16 protein-coding genes are annotated in these 18,067 nt (G+C 65.3%); 11 read left to right on the plus strand and 5 right to left on the minus strand.

Annotated elements, in window-relative coordinates; all coding sequences use genetic code 11:
* Positions 1-114 precede the first annotated feature (114 nt).
* From CLU87_RS07550 to CLU87_RS07565, 3 genes are all read left to right on the plus strand, one after another.
* A complete protein-coding gene (locus tag CLU87_RS07550) occupies positions 115-1,203 on the plus strand; it encodes a DUF6817 domain-containing protein (RefSeq protein WP_099730038.1) in 1,089 nt (362 codons plus the stop codon).
* Between the two features lie 234 nt (positions 1,204-1,437).
* Entirely contained in the window at positions 1,438-2,274 is an 837-nt protein-coding gene (locus CLU87_RS07560) for a MetQ/NlpA family ABC transporter substrate-binding protein (RefSeq protein ID WP_056067616.1), read from the plus strand.
* A 286-nt stretch (positions 2,275-2,560) separates the two neighbouring features.
* The gene (locus CLU87_RS07565; protein WP_099730039.1) at positions 2,561-4,867 is read left to right on the plus strand and encodes a bifunctional diguanylate cyclase/phosphodiesterase; all 2,307 of its coding nucleotides are present in this window, start codon (positions 2,561-2,563) and stop codon (positions 4,865-4,867) included.
* 189 nt (positions 4,868-5,056) lie between these two features.
* On the opposite strand, the gene CLU87_RS07570 is transcribed toward CLU87_RS07565, so the two are convergent.
* Positions 5,057-5,701, minus strand: a complete 645-nt coding sequence (locus CLU87_RS07570; protein WP_099730040.1) for an FMN-dependent NADH-azoreductase — start codon at positions 5,699-5,701, stop codon at positions 5,057-5,059.
* 132 nt (positions 5,702-5,833) lie between these two features.
* Between CLU87_RS07570 and CLU87_RS07575 the strand changes: the two genes are divergently transcribed.
* Together CLU87_RS07575 and CLU87_RS07580 are read left to right on the plus strand one after the other, a co-directional pair.
* The gene (locus CLU87_RS07575) at positions 5,834-6,781 is read left to right on the plus strand and encodes a LysR family transcriptional regulator (protein ID WP_056746686.1); all 948 of its coding nucleotides are present in this window, start codon (positions 5,834-5,836) and stop codon (positions 6,779-6,781) included.
* Between the two features lie 163 nt (positions 6,782-6,944).
* The gene (locus CLU87_RS07580; RefSeq protein WP_056746683.1) at positions 6,945-7,814 is read left to right on the plus strand and encodes an HDOD domain-containing protein; all 870 of its coding nucleotides are present in this window, start codon (positions 6,945-6,947) and stop codon (positions 7,812-7,814) included.
* Between the two features lie 103 nt (positions 7,815-7,917).
* Here the strand turns inward: CLU87_RS07580 and CLU87_RS07585 are convergent, their stop codons facing one another.
* The 4 genes from CLU87_RS07585 to CLU87_RS07600 form a co-directional block, all read right to left on the minus strand.
* Entirely contained in the window at positions 7,918-9,003 is a 1,086-nt protein-coding gene (locus tag CLU87_RS07585) for an ankyrin repeat domain-containing protein (RefSeq protein WP_099730041.1), read from the minus strand.
* A complete protein-coding gene (locus tag CLU87_RS07590; protein ID WP_143227257.1) occupies positions 9,000-9,614 on the minus strand; it encodes an RNA polymerase sigma factor in 615 nt (204 codons plus the stop codon). Before CLU87_RS07590 ends, CLU87_RS07585 begins: the two co-directional genes overlap by 4 nt.
* Positions 9,615-9,636: 22 nt before the next feature.
* Positions 9,637-10,545, minus strand: a complete 909-nt coding sequence (locus CLU87_RS07595) for a hypothetical protein (protein ID WP_099730042.1) — start codon at positions 10,543-10,545, stop codon at positions 9,637-9,639.
* A 141-nt stretch (positions 10,546-10,686) separates the two neighbouring features.
* Positions 10,687-12,348: a methyl-accepting chemotaxis protein gene (locus CLU87_RS07600; RefSeq protein WP_099730043.1), complete on the minus strand. Its 1,662-nt coding sequence runs from the start codon at positions 12,346-12,348 to the stop codon at positions 10,687-10,689.
* A gap of 289 nt (positions 12,349-12,637) precedes the next feature.
* On the opposite strand from CLU87_RS07600, the gene CLU87_RS07605 reads away from it, so the two are divergent.
* From CLU87_RS07605 to CLU87_RS07630, 6 genes are all read left to right on the plus strand, one after another.
* Positions 12,638-13,222 (plus strand): alpha/beta hydrolase, encoded by a 585-nt coding sequence (locus tag CLU87_RS07605; RefSeq protein WP_099732088.1) that lies wholly within the window; start codon positions 12,638-12,640, stop codon positions 13,220-13,222.
* A 231-nt stretch (positions 13,223-13,453) separates the two neighbouring features.
* Positions 13,454-14,458 (plus strand): sulfate ABC transporter substrate-binding protein, encoded by a 1,005-nt coding sequence (locus tag CLU87_RS07610; protein ID WP_099732089.1) that lies wholly within the window; start codon positions 13,454-13,456, stop codon positions 14,456-14,458.
* Positions 14,459-14,495: 37 nt separating this feature from the next.
* The gene (gene cysT / locus CLU87_RS07615) at positions 14,496-15,365 is read left to right on the plus strand and encodes a sulfate ABC transporter permease subunit CysT (RefSeq protein WP_056067629.1); all 870 of its coding nucleotides are present in this window, start codon (positions 14,496-14,498) and stop codon (positions 15,363-15,365) included.
* The gene (gene cysW / locus CLU87_RS07620; protein ID WP_056746212.1) at positions 15,362-16,264 is read left to right on the plus strand and encodes a sulfate ABC transporter permease subunit CysW; all 903 of its coding nucleotides are present in this window, start codon (positions 15,362-15,364) and stop codon (positions 16,262-16,264) included. Before cysT ends, cysW begins: the two co-directional genes overlap by 4 nt.
* A gap of 13 nt (positions 16,265-16,277) precedes the next feature.
* Entirely contained in the window at positions 16,278-17,402 is a 1,125-nt protein-coding gene (locus tag CLU87_RS07625) for a sulfate/molybdate ABC transporter ATP-binding protein (protein ID WP_099730044.1), read from the plus strand.
* Between the two features lie 56 nt (positions 17,403-17,458).
* Entirely contained in the window at positions 17,459-17,995 is a 537-nt protein-coding gene (locus CLU87_RS07630) for a disulfide bond formation protein B (protein ID WP_099732090.1), read from the plus strand.
* Positions 17,996-18,067 lie beyond the last annotated feature (72 nt).

Consider the following 18,067-nt stretch of genomic DNA (forward strand, 5'->3'; position numbering starts at 1 on the left):
GTGAGGGCAGGGTGTAAGGGCAGGGTCGCCGCGGTGCTTGCGCAACCGCCGTGTGGGCAGATACTGTGTGTACATTGCATTACCCGCACCCTCAACGCCGGAGACACAACCCCCATGACCCTGCCGCTTCACCCCCTGGACCCTGACCTGTTTGCCCGCGCGTTGCCGCTGCTGGACGACGAGTGGCTGACCCGTGACCCCGAACTGGCGCCCGTGTTGCCCACGGTGCTCGCGCGCAATGTGGGGCAGGACTGGCACAAGGCGGGCACGTTTCGCCACCACCTGGTGGGCGTGACGCGCACGCTGACGGTGTGGCAGCAGCCGCGTGACGTGCGCCTGCTGGGCCTGCTGCACAGTGTGTATGGCAATGCGTTTGTGGACCTGGTGAAGTTCGACCCTGCCAAGGAGCGTGCCCGGGTGCGCGAGATTGCGGGCGAGTCGGCCGAGCACCTGGTCTACCTGTTCTGCACCCAGTCGCGCACGCAGTTTGTGCAAAAGGTGCTGGCCCATGCGCTGGAAGCAGACGGCAGCCTGGTGCTGCAAAAAGACGGGCAGGACCATGTGCTCACGCCCTACGAGGTGGCGGCCTTCATCATCGTGAGCATGGCCGACACCATCGAGCAGTGGTTCAGCTGGCAGGACGACATCTTTTCGCGCTTTCCTGATGTGCAGCACCGCAGCCAGAAGGCGCACTGGGCTGCATCGCTCTGGCCCGGACCCATGCGGCCGTCGGGGCGCATGGTGCACCAGATCAATGGCCTGGCCAAGGCGCTGCAGCACCCGGGGCTGAAGGGCGTGCTGCCCATGCCACCCGTGTTTGCACACTGCTCGCAGCACCTGTCTGCCGCCAACGAGGCGGCGGCCACGTCGCTGTACTGGTCTGTCATCCAGCAAGACCAGCCGCTGGTGGACCTGGACGTGGCCACCGGCGTGCTGGAAAGCGCTGTGCGCCACAATCCCTGGGTGGGCGAGCCACAGATGGTGCTGGCCCAGCTGTATCTGTCCGCTGGCCGCAAGGACGACGCCAAGGCCGCTGCCGAGAGCGCTCTGCACCTGTTCAGCGCTTGGGGCAATGCGTGGGACAAGCGCGTGCAGTGGGACGCCTGGGTGGCCTGGACGCGCATCCTGCTGCAGGGCGCGACGGTGGAGGGCACCTGGCCCGAGCGGCTGGACAAGCTGAACAACGTGGCACTGCGTGGGTGACTTGGAACATCCCCCTGAGTGGCTGCGCCACTTCCCCCTTCTCTCGAATCGCTGCGCGATTCGGGAAGGGGGACGCAGCCCTCGCTGCGGGGCGGCCCTTGCTCGGCTGCCCTCGCCGGGCGCGCGCCAGTTTCATGAGGTGGGGGTGGGGGGCACGGGCCTTGTCTTCTTATTCGAATGGGTTGTAATGAAATGAAAACTTAGTTGTTCCAGTTTTATCGGGGAAACCCTAGGATGCGAACCATCTCTCAACGAAAGGTTTTCCCTGTGAACAACAACAAGCGCCTTCTCCTGCAATCCGCCCTGGCCCTGGCCGCTGCTGCCGCTTTCTCGTCCGGCGCCATGGCTCAGGACAAGCCCATCAAGGTGGGCGTGACCGGCGGTCCCCACGCCCAGATCTTCGAGCAGGTGAAGAAGGTTGCCGAGAAGGACGGCCTCAAGATCCAGATCGTCGAGTTCAGCGACTACGTGCAGCCCAACGCCGCGCTGGCTGCGGGCGACCTGGACGCCAACAGCTACCAGCACAAGCCTTACCTCGATGCGCAAGTGGCCGACCGTGGCTACAAGCTGGTGTCGGTGGGCTACACCGTCAACTTCCCCATCGGCCTGTATTCCAAGAAGGTCAAGAAACTGGAAGACCTGAAGGAAGGCGCCAAGTTCGGCATTCCCAACGACCCCACCAACGGCGGCCGCGTGCTGCTGGTGCTGCAGGACAAGGGCCTGATCAAGCTGCGTGACGGCGCGGGCCTCAAGGCCACGCCGCTGGACGTGGTGAGCAACCCCAAGAAGCTCAAGTTTGTTGAACTGGACGCCGCCCAGCTGCCCCGTTCGCTGGACGATCTGGACGCCTCGGCCATCAACACCAACTTTGCGCTGTCGGCCGGCCTGAACCCTGGCAAGGACGCCATTGCACAAGAAAACGCCAAGAGCCCCTACGTCAACCTGATCGCCGTGCGTGAAGCCGACAAGGACAAGCCCTGGGTGGCCAAGCTGGTGAAGGCTTACCACTCGGAAGAGGTCAAGAAGTTCATCCAGACCGAATTCAAGGGCTCGGTGCTGCCAGGCTTCTGAAGCTGATCGCAAATGCGCCCTGCGATGAAGGGCGCTGTGGCTCTGCGGACTGGTTGCCGCTTCGCCCTCTCTCTCGCAAGGGGAGAGGGGGCGGAAAGAGCGACTGCAACAGCAGTTAAAAATCCAAGTATTTCTGGCGTTATGCGCTTTCCCGTAAAGCGCAAATAGCTATCTAAATGATAGCGTTTCGCCAACACCATTCCCCTGCGTTGCGCTGGGAAAACTGTGGTGTCGCGCTTGCATACACAATGAGAGGGTAACGTCCAGTAACACCATCCCCTCCACCATGCCCTTCGCGGAACGAATCCTCACAGCGGTCTGGTTGAGTGCGACCACGCTGTTGTTCGTTGCGTCACTGTGGGCACCGGCACCGGGCGTGCGGCTGTTTCTGGACAACGCCTCCTGGACGCTGGCGTTTGGGCTCTCTGCCTTCTGGGCCTGGCGTGGCTGGCGGCTGGCGCCGCCCACCGACCGCGCGCTGCACACCGGCCTGCTGATCTTTGCGGTGCTGGTGGCTCTGGGGCAAATGGTGTGGAACGTGCAGGTGGCGCTGGGCTGGAACCCGTTCCCCGCGCCCGCCGACCTGCTGTTTCTGGCGGGTGGGCCGCTGTGGGCTGCCACCGTCATCCGCGCCACTTTTGCGCGCCTGTCGCGCGACCGGGCCTACCCTGCGGCCCTGGACTTTGGCGGCACGGTGCTGGCGCTGCTGGCGTTCACGCTGGTGATCTACCTGCCCTCGGGCGAGGTGGACTCGCTGGCCGTGGGCACGGTGCTGGTGCTGTACCCGGCTGGGTTTCTCGCTGCGGCGGGCGTCACGGCGCTGGCTGTTCCGACGGTGGGGGTGCGCATCGACCGTTCCCATGCGCTGGTGCTGCTGGGCCTGCTGGGCTTTGGCCTGAGCTGGATGCAGTGGAACCTCATGGTCATCAGCAACACGGTGCAGCCGGGCATCTGGTTCAACGCCAGCTTCAGTGTGTCGGCGCTGGTGCTGGGCTGGGGCGCACGCTGGCTGCGGTTTGAGATGTCGGCAGATGCGGCCTACCGCCGCCAGTGCGACCAGGTCATGAACTACGTGCCACTGCTGTCCATGACGCTGGCGGCCATCACCCTGGTGCTGCTGTTTGTGGCGCCCGATGGCAGGGCAGGCATGCAGGCGCTGATCCTGGTGTGCTGCCTGCTGGTGCTGCTGCTGGCTGCACTGCGCCAGACCATTGTGGTGAGCCTGCTCAACCGCCTGCGCACGGCCGAGGCCGCCGTGCTGCGCAACGAGGAGCAGCTGTACCGCGTGGCGCACTTTGATGCGCTCACCGGCCTGCCCAATCGACGCTACTTTGAAGACGCGCTGGAGCGTGCCGTGGCCGAGGCCGCCCGCGACACACACAGCACCAACCGCCGCGTGGCGCTGATGCTGATCGACCTGGATCACTTCAAGAGCGTGAACGAAACCTATGGCCACCGCGTGGGCGACGCGCTGCTGAGCGAGGTGGCGCAGCGAATCACCCAGCTGCTGGCGGGGCGGGGCCTGGTGTCGCGGCTGGCCAATGACCAGTTCACGGTGATGCTGCTGCGCCCGGCGTCGCGCACCGAGCTGGCGCAACTGGCGGCCTCGCTGGTGGAAGGGCTGGCGCGGCCGTGGGAGCTGTCGGAGGTGGGCGCGCAGTACATGGGGGCCAGCCTGGGCATCAGCCTGTACCCGGACGACTCGGCCAACAGCGTGGAGTTGGTGCGCCACGCGCATTCGGCCCTGCACGCCACCAAGAGTGCAGGCCGGGGCTCGTACCGCTTCTACATCGAGGAGTTCACGCAGATCACGCGCGGGCGACTGGAGCTGCGCCGGCGCCTGCACAACGCGCTGCAGGCGGGCGAGTTCTCGCTGGTCTACCAGCCCCAGCTCAATCAGCAGCGCCAGACCGTGGGTGCCGAGGCGCTGCTGCGCTGGTCGGTGGATGGCAAGGCGGTGCCGCCCGACGAGTTCATCCCGCTGGCCGAGGAGAGCGGGCTCATCGTGCCCATCGGGCTGTGGGTGTTCGAGACCGCCTGCCGCCAGATGGCACAGTGGCGTGCCGAGGGCTGGCAGGTGCCCGTGGTGTCGGTCAATGTCTCCACCATCCAGCTGCGTGAGCCGGGTTTTACCCAGACCCTGCTGGGCGTGACCCAGCGCGCCGGGGTGGCGCCCGCCGGCCTGGTGCTGGAGATCACCGAGTCGCAGTTGCTGGACGAGTCCCTGTACGCCATCGCGCTCGATCTGAAGAACGCGGGTTTTGCGCTGTCGATCGACGACTTTGGCACCGGCCACTCGTCGCTCATCAAGCTCAAGCGCCTGCCGGTGAGCGAGCTGAAGATCGACAAGGTGTTTGTGCGCGACATCGTGGTGGACGTGAACGACCGCGAGATCTGCGCCACCGTCAACGCCCTGGCCCGCACGCTGGGGCTGGAGGTGGTGGCCGAAGGCGTGGAGACCGAGGAACAGCTGCAGTTGTTGATCCGCATGGGCTGCGAGCGTTTTCAGGGCTGGCTGTTTGCCCCGGCCCTGGCGCCCGGGCCACTGGCCGAGCAATGGCTGCAGCGGCAGGCGCCGCCCGCTGCGCAGTGACTGCTGGCACGGTGTGGCGTGGGGGCGGCATGGTCCGTGTGTGGCATATCAAAAATGATAGCTGCTCAGGCATGTTCCACTAGCGCATCCGGCCGTTTTTCCCTGATAAAAGCCAAAACCCGGCACAGGGCCGGGTTTTGGGGGGGGCTTGCAGGGCTTGTGCCCTGCGCGCCGTTGTTGCCGCTGGGCTTAGGCGGCCTGCGACACGCGACCCTGGTTGGCGGCCACGCTGGTGTGTGTGGAAATTTCCACGTTGGCCGAGGCCAGTGCGGCCGCCTTGGCGTCTGGGCCCATGGCCACGCCTTCGGCACGCACAAAGCGCACGTCGGTGATGCCGAAGAAGCCAAACACCACCTTCAGGTAGCTCTCCTGGTGCTCCATGGCCTGACCGCCTTCGCTGGTCGAGTACACGCCGCCACGGGTGGAGGCCACGATCACCGTCTTGCCACCGGCCAGACCCACGGGGCCCTTCTCGGTGTACTTGAAGGTGCGGCCCGCTTGCGCCAGGCGGTCGATCCAGGCCTTGAGCTGGCTGGGGATGGAGAAGTTGTACAGCGGCGCGCCAATCACGATCACGTCGGAGGCCAGGAACTGGCTCACCAGGGCTTCGGACAGTGCGTTTTCAGCGCGCTCTGCCTCGGTGGCAGCGGCCTGGCCGGTGCGGAACCCCAGCGACTGGGCCGACAGGTGCGAAGGCGCTTGCTGGGCCAGGTCCAGGTATTGCACGGTGGTGCCAGGGTGGGCGGCTTGCCAGGCGGTCACGGTGCGGGCAGTCAGTTGGCGGGACACGGATTGATCACCGGTGATGGCAGAGTCGACGTGAAGCAGTTGCATGAGGGAACTCCTGGGGTTCTGTGGATCGGAGCCACAGCGTGTGGCCATGGGATGAATTGTGGGGATGGATCAATTTGTTGATAAGGTAGTGAACTTGCGATAGATTGTTCTATCCATAGGACGATGAAGCCCATGCAAGATCTCAACGACATGCTGTATTTCGCCGAAGTGGTGGAGCGCGGTGGCTTTGCCGCTGCGGGCCGCGCGCTCGGCATTCCCAAATCGCGCCTGTCGCGCCGGGTGTCCGACCTGGAAACGCAGCTGGGCGTGCGCCTGCTGCAGCGCACCACCCGCAAGCTCTCGCTGACCGAAGTGGGCGAAGCCTATTTGCGCCACTGTCAGGCCATGCGCGAATCGGCCCAGGCGGCGGCCGACACGGTGGCCCAGGTGCAGACCGTGCCGCGCGGCACCATCCGCGTGAGCTGCCCTGTCACGCTGGCGCAGACCGTGGTGGCCGAGCTGATCCCCCGGTTCCTGGCCAGTTGCCCCGAGGTGCGCATCGACATGCTGGTGAGCAACCGCGCGGTCAACCTGGTGGAAGAGGGCATCGACGTGGCGCTGCGCGTGCGTCCCTCGGTGGACGACAGCGGCAGCATGGTCGTCAAGCGGCTGGACCACACCACGCAGATCCTGGTGGCCAGCCCCGAGCTGCTGATCCGCCAGGGCACGCCCCAAACGCTGGACGACCTGGCCAAGCTCGACAGCATTGCCATGTCGGCCCCCGATGGCCGATCGACCTGGAACCTGATTGGACCGGGCGGCGTGCACCAGGTGGTGCAGCACACGCCGCGCTATGTGGCCGACGACCTGCTCACGCTCAAATACGCGGCCGTGGCCGGCACGGGGGTGTGCTGGATGCCCGACTACATGTGCCAGGAAGAAATGCGCGAGCGCAAGCTGGTGCGGGTGCTGCCCGACTGGGCGCCGGCGCCCGCCATCGTGCATGCCGTGTTCCCCTCCCGCCGGGGGCTGTCGCCCGCGGTGCGGCGTTTTCTGGACTACCTGGGCGAGGCCATGCCCGGCCGCAGCAGCCTGAGCACACGGCAGGCCCTGCAGGGGCTCGACGGGGCCAATATCTGAGAACCTTTTCAAAGCACAGGTTCTGAGGCGCTGGGCGCAAAGCCTGCGCTTGTGCACGGGTTCGGTGGCAAAGCGCTTTTTGGCGCCACAATGCAACGAATTGCAACTGTGCGGGCTGCGCCCGTCCGTGTGGTCGGCACACGCGGCGGCCCGGGGACTTTTTGTGACCGCTCCACACCCCATCGACCAAGACATCCGGCAAGCCCGCGTGCACCCTGCCGTGCGCGCCATCGTGATCCCGCCGTGCCCCGAATCGTTGCTGCGCCTGCAGCAGATCGTGGCGGCGCCCGAGCTGGACTCGACCGCGCTGGAGCAACTGGCGTCCTCCGACGTAGCCCTGGCCGCCGCCGTGATGCGGCTGGCCAACAGCCCGCTGTACGGCCTGGCCCAGCCGGTGCAGACCGTGGGCATGGCGCTGACGGTACTGGGGCTGCAGCCGGCCGTGGAGCTGCTGTCTGCCTTCATCACGCGCAACGCGCTGCAGGTGCGCTCGCCGCTGCTGGAGCATTTCTGGGAAAGCTCGCAGCGCCGCGCCATTGCGTGCGAGCACATCGGCCACCAGCTCTACAGCCTGGACCCAGGGCTGGGCTACAGCTTCGGGCTGTTCTGCCATGTGGGCATGCCGGTGCTGGTGAAGGCGGTGCGGGGCTACGCGGGCACCGTGACCGAGGCCCTGGCGCGCAAGGACCGCACCTTTACCCAGACCGAGAACGCGAGCCACCGCACCGACCATGCGGTGATGGGCGCCATCGTGGCGCGCACCTGGCACCTGCCGGGCGACGTGGCCCAGGCCATCTGGCTGCACCACGACTTTGCCTGCCTGAACGACGAGCAGTTTGATCCCACCGTGCGGCACCTGGTGGCGCTGGGGTTGCTGGCCGAGTTTCTGGTCAACCAGCACGACGGCCTGGCCCCCACGCGCGAGTGGACCCAACACGGCCAGGCCTGCATGGACCACCTGCATGTGACGCAGGACGAGCTGGACCACTGGATCGACGCGCTGCACCCCGCGTTTGAGGCAGTGCGGTTCTGATGATTCCGACGAGCAACTGACTCGCCCTTATCGCCGAGCGGGGCAGCTACGCCCGCCCCCTGCGGACATCACGCGGGCTCTGCGAGACCTGCCGGTGCGCTTTTCAGCGGGCCGCTTCCAGCAGCTCTGCCAGGCGCGTGTGCCCCCGCTGTGCCGCGAGCTGTGCCGCATTCAGACCTTCGCGGTCCACCAGCGCCGGGTTGGCGCGCAAGGCCAGCAGCCGCTGCACGGTGGCGGTGTGGCCGTTCATGGCCGCCAGCATCAGGGCGGTTTTTCCTCCGGGGTCGCGGGCATCCACTGGTGTGCCCTGTTGCACGAGGGCTTCGATCTGCTGGGGTTGGCCCGTGCGGGCGGCCTCCCAGATGGTGACGGGCAAGGCCGCGCCCAGATTTTTTGACATGGTAGGGGCTGCAGCCGCCGTCTGGTGGTCGCGCGCTGCAGAGTCCGCCAGCGGGGCGCGGGTGGCTGGTGCAGCTGCTGCGGCGGGGGCAGCCGGAGCGGTTTCTTGAAGGACTGGTGCAGGGGAGACTGATGCGCGTTCGCGCCTTTCGGCACCAGATTCGGCAGGGGAGGCTGCGGTCGAGGGCGGGGGGGGCGACGCTGGGAAACCGGAGAGGGCCCCGGCTGCGCGAGGTGCTGACAGGGCTTCCTGCTCAGTGGAAGGCGACACAGGAGCCGGCTTGGCTACGGGCTGGGCGGGTGCTGGTGTCTGCGCAGGCGCGGGGGGGGCTACCGTGGCGGGCTTGGGGGGCATGGTGTCGGCCGACGGGCCGGTGCTGTTCCGCGTACTTTTCTGCGTGCTTTCCGGCGCAGGCGGAGTGCTCGATGGGGGCTCTGCCGGTGGCGGGAGCGTCGGTGTGGCTGCAGGGGCAGGGACCGTGGGAGCCTGCGCAGGCGACTCGGTCCGGCGGTGGCTGAAAGCGGTGTCCCGCTCTTCGGGCGTGCCGCGCTCAAACTGCAGCATCAGCAAGCCAGTCAGCCCCACCACGGCCAAGGTGGCCAGGGCAGAAATCTTCCAGCGGGCCTGGTTGGCGGCAGGGGCTGCTACCGGGGTGGCCGATGCCGCAGCCGCTGCCACCATCTGTGCATGCGCACGCACGGCACCGCGCACATGCGCGCCGGGGCGGGCGCCCTCCTGTTCGCTGGCCTCGTGGTAGCGCCGGACCAGTTCGTCATCCTGCCGGGTCATACAAACTCCTTGAGGTGCTGGCGCAGGCTGGCCCGCGCGTAGCGCAGGCGGCTTTTGGCGGTTTCAAAGTTAACGCCGGTGGCCTTGGCAATCTCCTGCACGCTCAGGTCTCCTTCGGCTTGCAACAAAAAGGCCTCGCGCTGCTCTGGCGGCAACTGCTCTACGGCGGCGATGAGCGCGGCGGCCTGCTCGCGCGACTGCAATTGGCGCACGGGCCCGAAGCCCGAGTCCGCTACCAGGGTGTCTGCCAGGCTGCGCGCATCGTCGTCGCTGGCATCCAGGCTGGCGTGGTGTTTGGCGGTGCGCAGGTGGTCCACCAGCCGGTTATGCGCCAGGGTGAACAGCCAGGTGCGGAACTTGGCCTTCACCTCATAACGGGCGGCATTGCGCGCCACCGCAAACCACACGTCCTGCAGCAGGTCGTCGGCCACCGCCTGCACTTTCACGCTGCGAAACACAAACCGCCACACGGCCAGCTCGTGCCGGGCGTAGAGCCGGTCAAACGCGGCCATGTCGCCCTTGGCGTAGCGCAGCATCAGCGCTTCGTCGGCGTCGTGGGCATCGTCAAAGGGTGGGGCGGCAGGCACCCGGGCATTATGCGAAACCCTCATGCACTCACGGGCCGGCCCAGGCCTACCGTGGGTCGGGTACGTACGACAGGTTGTCCGACTGCGGAAACGCGCGCGGCACATGGGGCACGTGGGGGCGGGCGATGGGCTCGCGGATCACGCCGCTGGCGATCAGGTTCTCGCGGCTGTCGTAGCGGATGCTGATGATTTCATTGGGCTGCTCTTGCAGGCGCGTGAAGCTGGTGTGGGTGACAACCGAGGTCTCGCGCTGGCCGTGCGCCGTGCCTAGCTTGGCCGATGGCATGGGAACGGCCTTGGCCACACTGTCGGCAGATTGCGAGCGGGCAGAGGACTCTGCCTCGGCCGATGGGGCTGGGGCAGCAGGCGCACCGGCAGCCCCAGCGGCTGCGGGCGATGCGGGGTCCTCCCGCAGGCGCCCGAGGCCCAGGCCGTTGTCGCGGCGCTGGCTGTAGGGCTCGGGGGTGATGGCCGGGGCAGGCTGGGGCATCGGTGGCTGTTCGCGGAACAGGGCGACGCCAATCACGCCCACATGCGCAGGGCGACCCGTGCGGGCGGCGTACGAGTTGGCGATGTGCGAAAACTCGAAGGCCGCCACCTGGCTGTCGCTCTTGCGCCAGCCGGTGATCTGGTAACGCTCGTAGGGCGAGAACACATAGCCGCGCTGGTCCCACGCAGCGGTTTCGCCGCTGAGCACATTCACACCGTCCACCGACGGCACGGCCAGCACCCGCTCGCCCAGCCGGTTGCGCACCGTGATGGCATACCGCGCCCCGGGCCGCCCGGCCACCCAGTATTCGCCCCGGGCGTAGTGCACCGGGAGCGTGGCGCCGGTGTCGCGGTCCACGATGGTCACGTCGGCGAGGCGGCCAATGGCTTGGGCAGGCAGGTGGGCCAGGCCCAGCAGTGCTGTCAGGGCGGCGAGGGCGGGCAGGGTGAGTGAACGGGGTTTCATGGCAGCTCCATCAAAAAAAGTGGTGGTGCTGGGTGAAACGAACGGGGCGGGGCAATGGGGTTGAGGGGTACCGAAAAATTCAAGAATTTTTTCAGCACCTCATGGCACCCACCCTGGCGACCTGCTGTCCGCAATGCTGTCTCAGTGTGCGAGGCGTCGCACGCCGGGGACGGGCAGGGCATTGCCACGATGTACTGGCGTGGCACGCGGTGCATCGAGTCCCATGCCTGCTGAAGCACTGCCGCCGACCTGGAACACGGCCACCAGCTCCGCCAGCCGCTGGGCTTGCTGGCGCAGGTTTTCGGCGGCGGTGGTGCTTTCGCTCACCAAGGCGCCGTTTTGCTGGGTCATCTGGTCCAGCTGGGTCACGGCCACGTTGACCTGCGAGATGCCGTCGCTCTGCTCGGCGGCGGCGGTGCTGATCTCGCCGATGATGCCGTTCACGCGCTGCACGCCTTGCACGATCTCGTTCATGGTCTCGCCCGCGTTGGCCACGAGCTGGGTGCCCGAGTCCACCTTGTCGACGCTGGACTGTATCAACGCCTTGATCTCCTTGGCTGCCTCGGCACTGCGCTGGGCCAGGCTGCGCACCTCGGTGGCCACCACGGCAAAGCCACGCCCCTGTTCGCCCGCTCGGGCGGCCTCCACAGCGGCATTTAGCGCCAGGATGTTGGTCTGGAACGCAATGCCGTCGATCACGCCGATGATGTCGGCGATTTTCTGGCTGCTGTGGTGGATGTCCTGCATGGTGCTTACCACCTGCTGCATCACTTCGCCGCCCTTGGTGGCTGTGCTGGCAGCGGTGGTGGCCAGGGCGTTGGCCTGGCGGGCCGAGTCGGCACTTTGACGCACGGTGGCGGTCAGCTCTTCCATGCTGGCGGCGGTTTGCTCCAGACTGCTGGCGGCTTGTTCGGTGCGGTGGCCCAGGTTCTGGTTGCCGCTGCTGATGTCGTCGCTGGTGGTGCGCAGCTGCGCAATGTTGTCGCGCACGGCCGAGACCAGTTCATGAAAACGCTGCTGCATGTCGCGCACGGCCACCATCACGCTGCCGGTGTCGCCCGCCTTCACTTGCACTGGGGTGGTGAGGTTGCCCTGCTGGATGGCTTGCACCACCGCGCGCACGTCGCTGGGCTCGGCGCCCAGCTCGCGGCCAATGCTGCGTGATACCAGCACCGTCACCGCCACACTGATCAGCACCGCCAACAGCGTGATGGACAGCATCACGCCGGTGAACTGGCTCGCGTCCTGGTTGGCCGTCTGGCTGTTCTTGATGATGCGCGCCTCTTCGTAGTCGATGAGCTTGTTGGCCGCTGCCAGCCATTGCTCGTACTGGGGCTTGGCCTCGGTCCAGAGCATGGCTTCAGCGCCTGCGCGGTCGCCGGACTGCATCAGCGCGACCACCTTGCTGGTGGTGGCTACCGTACGCGCTTCAATGTCTTTGAGCGACTGCACCATAGGGGCCACTTCGGGCGGAATCTCCTTGGCGGTTTTCAGCACGCTGTCCAGCTGCGTGGCGGACTGGGCGTAGAAGTCCGCCAGCCGTGCGATGGATTCGACTTCCTTCTTGCGTGCGTCGTCGTTGGGGGCCAGCACCACGTCGCGCACCGCGATGGAGCGGTCGTGCGCCGAGCCCCGGAAGTTGATGGCAGCGCGCTGGATGACCGCGTTCTGCGTGGCATTGGCGGTCAGAGCGCCGTCGATGCCCCGTGCAATGAGCACGCTGTAGACCGACATGCCGAGCAGGGCCACGATGACCAAACCGAAGCCCGCCATCAGGCGCTGGCTGATTTTCCACGTGTGCATTGAAAGGTGCCTCTTGAAGTGAAGATGACTAAGGAAGAACCGACCTGGGACAAGCCGCCAATGCAAACCCAACCAGCGGCCGTCGTGCGGAACGGCGCCAGGTGACTTGTTTGCAATTCGTTACATTGTACGCGTCGGTTTGAAATTAAACCGGTTGGTTTAATTTATTCACTCAATAGTCGTTGCTTGAAAGAGGCAAGCAGAAGTCGCTTTTTTAGATGATTTGGAGATTAAATAACAAGAATTAAGTCGTTTGGGTTTTAAAGGCTGGCTCGCAGAATCCCTGCCTGTGACCACCACCACCTCCATCATCATCGTCCCCGGCTGGCGCGATTCGGGCCCCGGCCACTGGCAGAGCCTGTGGGCCGAGCGCCTCCCCCACGCGCGCCGCGTGGTGCAGGACGACTGGATCACGCCCACGCGTTCAGCCTGGGTGAGTCAGTTGGAGAAGACGGTACTGGCCGCAACGCACCCTGTAGTGATCGTGGCACACAGCCTGGGCTGTATTGCCACCACCCACATCGGGCCAGAGGCTGCAGCCAAGGTGTGCGGCGCCTTGCTGGTGGCTCCTGCCGACCCCGAGCGCCGCGCCATCCTGAGCGACTTTGCCCCCGTGCCTTACGCGGCGTTGCCTTACCGCAGCATCGTGGTGGCCAGCAGCAATGACCCGTTTTGTCCCATCCGCCTGGCGGGCGCCTATGCCAGGGCCTGGGGCAGCGAGTTTGTGCGCATGCAGAACGCGGGGCACATCAATATTGACTCGGGCCATGGCGAATGGCCGCTGGGCTGGGCGTTGCTGCAGTCTCTCGAGGGCGACCACAGCACCATCCAGCCAGCGGCAGGGTACTCGCAGGTTTCTCCGGCCGCCGCCTGATTGCTATCTAATTGATAGCTTTCTGAGCATGTGTTACTAGCGCTCGGTGCCTGCAGGACCCGAAATGTCAGGCCCGGGCAGCTAGTGTGCGGTTTGGGGCCATGGCACCGGCACGCCCTTCGAGATGCCTATATGCCAATTCTCGATTAATTAACAAGAATATATTCTTTTGAGTTTTAAGGGGTGGTCCGCACAATGCGGAATCTCCAGCATTTTTTGGGCGACTTCACCATGACTTCTTTGAAACTCAAGACCCTCCTGGCCTCTCTGGCCCTGGCCGCGAGCGGCCTGGCTGCCGCTCAGAATTCGCTGCTCAATGTGTCGTATGACGTGGCCCGCGAGTTCTACAAGGACTACAACGTGGCCTTCGCCGCGCACTACAAGAAGACCACCGGCCAGGACGTGAAGATCGACCAGTCGCACGCCGGCTCCAGCGCCCAGGCCCGTGCCGTGAACGACGGCCTGGCTGCTGACGTGGTCACCATGAACACCACCACCGACGTACAGTTTCTGGCGGACAACGGCGTGGTTGCCAAGGACTGGGCCAAGAAGTTCCCACACGACGCATCGCCCACCACCTCGACCATGCTGTTCCTGGTGCGCAACGGCAACCCCAAGAACATCAAAGACTGGGACGACCTCATCAAGCCCGGCGTGCAGGTGATCGTGGTCAACCCCAAGACCGGCGGCAACGGCCGCTATGCCTACCTGGCCGCCTGGGGCGCCGTGCGTGAAAAGGGTGGCACCGAGGCGCAGGCCGCCGAGTTTGTCGGCAAGCTGTACAAGAACGTGCCTATCCTGGCCAAGGGCGGCCGCGATGCCACGGCCACCTTCCTGCAGCGCAACCAGGGCGATGTGCTGATCACCTTTGAATCCGAGGTGGTCTCCATCGACCGCGAGTTCGGCGCGGGCAAGGTCGATGCCATCTACCCCTCGGTGAGCGTGGTGGCTGAAAACCCCGTGGCCGTGGTGGAACGCACCGTGGCCAAGAAGGGCACGGCCCAGCTGGCCAAGGCCTACCTGGACTACCTGTACTCGGAAGAAGCGCAAGAGATCGCAGCCAAGCACGCCATCCGCCCCCGTTCTGAGACCGTGCTCAAGAAGTACGCCGACACCTTCAAGCCGCTCAAGCAGTTCACGGTGGCCAAGTACTTCGGCTCGCTGACCGAAGCGCAGAAGGTGCACTTCAATGACGGTGGCCAGTTCGACAAGCTGTACACGCCCGGCGCCAAGTAAATAGGCCCAGCGCTTTTCCCGACTCACCACTGCATCTATGACCACTGCGACCGCTGTGGCCGCAGCCCCGGCCGGACGGCGCGCGCCCAAGCGCGTGCTGCCCGGCTTCGGGCTGTCACTGGGCTACACCCTTTTCTACTTGAGCATCATCGTGCTGATCCCGCTGTCGGCACTGATCTTCAAGACCTTCACGCTCACCTGGGACCAGTTCTGGGCGGCCATCAGTGCGCCGCGCGTGCTGGCGTCGTACCGGCTGACCTTTGGCGCATCGTTCATCGCGGCGCTGGTCAACCTGGTGTTTGGCCTGCTAATCGCCTGGGTGCTGGTGCGCTACAAGTTTCCGGGCAAGAAGATTGTGGATGCGCTGGTGGACCTGCCGTTTGCGCTGCCCACGGCCGTGGCAGGCATCTCGCTCACAGCCTTGCTGGCGGGCAATGGCTGGGTCGGCAGCATTCTGGAGCCTATGGGCATCCAGCTTGCGTTCAAGCCCGCAGGTATCGTGATTGCACTGATCTTTATTGGCCTGCCGTTTGTGGTGCGTACCGTACAACCAGTGCTGGAAGACGCCGAGAAGGAACTGGAAGAGGCCGCCACCTGTCTGGGCGCCACACGCCTGCAGACCTTCACCAAGGTCATCCTGCCCTCCATCACGCCCGCGCTGCTCACCGGCTTTGCCATGGCGTTTGCGCGGGCCGTGGGTGAATACGGCTCGGTGATCTTCATCGCGGGCAATATGCCCATGGTGTCCGAGATCACGCCGCTCATCATCATCGGCAAGTTGGAGCAGTACGACTACGCAGGCGCCACCGCCGTGGCCGTGGTGATGCTGGTCATCTCCTTCATCCTGCTGCTCATCATCAACGCGCTGCAAGCCTGGCAGCGCCGCCACGCGGGGGCACCAGCATGAGCGGCAACAACTCCCGAACCATTCGCCGCGCCCAGGCGGGCACGACAGAAGCGCCCTGGGTCCGCTACACGCTGATCGCCATCGCCTTGGCTTTCATGCTGCTGTTCCTGGTGTTGCCACTGGCCGCCGTGTTTGCAGAGGCGCTGCGCAAGGGCTTTGGCGCCTACCTGGAGGGCCTGCGCGAGCCCGATGCCTGGTCGGCCATCAAGCTCACGCTGATCACTGCGCTGATTGCCGTGCCGCTGAACCTCGTGTTCGGCGTGGCAGCCGCGTGGTGCATTGCCAAGTACGAGTTCAAGGGCAAGGCCTTCTTGACCACGCTGGTGGACCTGCCGTTCTCGGTGTCGCCCGTGGTGGCGGGCCTGATCTATGTGCTGATGTTTGGCGCGCAAGGCTGGTTTGGTCCGTGGCTGCAGGCGCATGACATCAAGATCATCTTTGCCGTGCCCGGCATCGTGCTGGCCACCGTGTTTGTGACCTTTCCGTTCATCGCCCGCGAGCTCATCCCACTGATGCAGGCACAGGGCAATGACGAGGAGCAGGCCGCCATCGTGCTGGGCGCGAGCGGCTGGCAGACCTTCTGGTACGTGACCTTGCCCAACATCAAGTGGGGCCTGCTGTACGGCGTGATCTTGTGCAACGCGCGGGCCATGGGCGAGTTTGGTGCCGTGTCGGTGGTGTCGGGCCACATCCGTGGGCAGACCAACACGATCCCGCTGCACGTCGAAATTCTCTATAACGAGTACCAGTCCGTGGCTGCGTTTGCTGCTGCATCGTTGCTGGCTTTGCTGGCGCTGGTCACCCTGGTCATCAAGACCATTGCCGAGCACCGCAACGAACAGGCCCTGAAGGCCGCCGCCGAATTGCCGCCCGAGCGCCCCGCGCCCGCTGGCGTGTGAAGGAAAACAGAACATGAGCATTGAAATCCGTAACGTCAGCAAGCAGTTCGGCGACTTCCAGGCGCTGCGCGATGTGAGCCTGGACATCCAGTCCGGCGAACTCATTGCGCTGCTCGGCCCCTCGGGCTGCGGCAAGACCACGCTGTTGCGCATCATTGCCGGGCTGGAGACGGCCGATGTGGGCACCATCCATTTCAGCGGCGAGGACACCACCGACGTGCATGTGCGCGAGCGCAACGTGGGCTTCGTGTTCCAGCACTACGCGCTGTTCCGCCACATGACGGTGTTCGAGAACGTGGCTTTTGGCCTGCGCGTGAAGCCCCGCAGCGAGCGCCCCAGCGAAGCACAGATCAAGAAAAAGGTCATGGACCTGCTCAAGCTGGTGCAGCTGGACTGGCTGGCCGAGCGCTACCCCTCGCAGCTGTCGGGCGGCCAGCGCCAACGCATTGCGCTGGCTCGTGCGCTGGCGGTGGAGCCCAAGGTGCTGCTGCTCGACGAACCCTTCGGCGCGCTGGACGCCAAGGTGCGCAAGGAGCTGCGTCGCTGGCTGCGCCGCCTGCACGACGAGTTGCACGTGACCAGCATCTTCGTGACCCACGACCAGGAAGAAGCCCTGGAAGTCGCGGACCGCGTGGTGGTGATCAACCAGGGCAAGATCGAGCAAAGCGGCTCGCCCCAGCAGGTGTGGGACCAGCCTGCCAGCCCGTTTGTGTACGGCTTTTTGGGCGACGTGAACCTGTTCCACGGCCGCGCCCATGAAGGCCTGGTGCACCTGGACGGCATGCAGCTCGACTCGCCCGAGCACCAGGCGGCGCAGAACGCCAAGGCCTTTGCCTATGTGCGTCCGCACGACCTAGACGTGGAGCGCTACTCCCCCGGCGCGGGCCTGGACGCCGAAGGCCGTCCCCGTGGCATCGTGGCCCAGCTGAGCCGCGCCATTGTGGTGGGCCCCATTGCGCGCCTGGAACTTATTCCGACCGACGATCACAAACCAGCGGACAATGCGTCCCCAGAATCCCTGATCGAAGCGCAGATCCCTGCGCAGCAGTTCAAGGACATGGGTTTCAAGGAGGGTGAGACGCTGGTGGTGACACCACGCCGCGCCCGCGTTTTTCTGGATCACGCCGCCGGTATCTGAGTTGCTTCTCCTTCGAGGCCTCTCTGGGTAACCTGCGGTTTCGAGGGACAAGAATGATGGTGTTGAACTGGATTGATCAGGCCCCGCGTCGCGTGCTGGCGCTGATCAGCGTGGCCTGTGTGGCGATGCTGGCGTTTGGCATGTACCTGCAGCATGTGGTGGGCCTGGAGCCTTGCCCCATGTGCATCGTGCAGCGCTACGCGCTGATTGGTGTTGCTGTATTCACGGCCCTGGCGAGTGCGCGAGGCAATCGGGGCTGGTGGATGAGCTGGGCGGTGCTGGCCGTGATCACTGCCGGGTTTGGCGCCTTTGTGGCGGCTCGCCAGAGCTGGCTGCAGTGGTACCCGCCGGAGATCGCTACCTGCGGCCGTGACTTCTACGGCATGATCGAAAACTACCCCATCAGCCGCGCCATCCCCATGATCTTCCGGGGCTCGGGCGATTGCACTGCGATCGACTGGACCTTCCTGGGTGGCTCGATCGCCAACTGGTCGTTCATCTGCTTCGTGGGGTTTGGCTTGGTGCTGCTGGCTGTGCTGTTGCGGGCGCTGAAGGGTGGCAACAAGCGAGGCTCTGGTTATTCGATGGCTTGATGCTTGTGAGGCATGGGCTTGCATGAAAAAGGCGCTCCAGGGAGCGCCTTTTTCGTTATGGGAAGGGCTGCC

Origin of the sequence: Acidovorax sp. 59 (assembly GCF_002754175.1) — a bacterium.
In the GTDB taxonomy this organism is placed as follows: domain Bacteria; phylum Pseudomonadota; class Gammaproteobacteria; order Burkholderiales; family Burkholderiaceae_C; genus Acidovorax; species Acidovorax delafieldii.

Coding starts and splice junctions, on each gene's coding strand:
- CLU87_RS07550 (WP_099730038.1), top strand. CDS start 115: ATGACCCTGCCGCTTCACCCCCTGGACCCTGACCTGTTTGCCCGCGCG.
- CLU87_RS07560 (WP_056067616.1), top strand. CDS start 1,438: ATGCGAACCATCTCTCAACGAAAGGTTTTCCCTGTGAACAACAACAAG.
- CLU87_RS07565 (WP_099730039.1), top strand. CDS start 2,561: ATGCCCTTCGCGGAACGAATCCTCACAGCGGTCTGGTTGAGTGCGACC.
- CLU87_RS07570 (WP_099730040.1), bottom strand. CDS start 5,701: ATGCAACTGCTTCACGTCGACTCTGCCATCACCGGTGATCAATCCGTG.
- CLU87_RS07575 (WP_056746686.1), top strand. CDS start 5,834: ATGCAAGATCTCAACGACATGCTGTATTTCGCCGAAGTGGTGGAGCGC.
- CLU87_RS07585 (WP_099730041.1), bottom strand. CDS start 9,003: ATGACCCGGCAGGATGACGAACTGGTCCGGCGCTACCACGAGGCCAGC.
- CLU87_RS07590 (WP_143227257.1), bottom strand. CDS start 9,614: ATGAGGGTTTCGCATAATGCCCGGGTGCCTGCCGCCCCACCCTTTGAC.
- CLU87_RS07595 (WP_099730042.1), bottom strand. CDS start 10,545: ATGAAACCCCGTTCACTCACCCTGCCCGCCCTCGCCGCCCTGACAGCA.
- CLU87_RS07600 (WP_099730043.1), bottom strand. CDS start 12,348: ATGCACACGTGGAAAATCAGCCAGCGCCTGATGGCGGGCTTCGGTTTG.
- CLU87_RS07610 (WP_099732089.1), top strand. CDS start 13,454: ATGACTTCTTTGAAACTCAAGACCCTCCTGGCCTCTCTGGCCCTGGCC.
- cysT (WP_056067629.1), top strand. CDS start 14,496: ATGACCACTGCGACCGCTGTGGCCGCAGCCCCGGCCGGACGGCGCGCG.
- cysW (WP_056746212.1), top strand. CDS start 15,362: ATGAGCGGCAACAACTCCCGAACCATTCGCCGCGCCCAGGCGGGCACG.
- CLU87_RS07625 (WP_099730044.1), top strand. CDS start 16,278: ATGAGCATTGAAATCCGTAACGTCAGCAAGCAGTTCGGCGACTTCCAG.
- CLU87_RS07630 (WP_099732090.1), top strand. CDS start 17,459: ATGGTGTTGAACTGGATTGATCAGGCCCCGCGTCGCGTGCTGGCGCTG.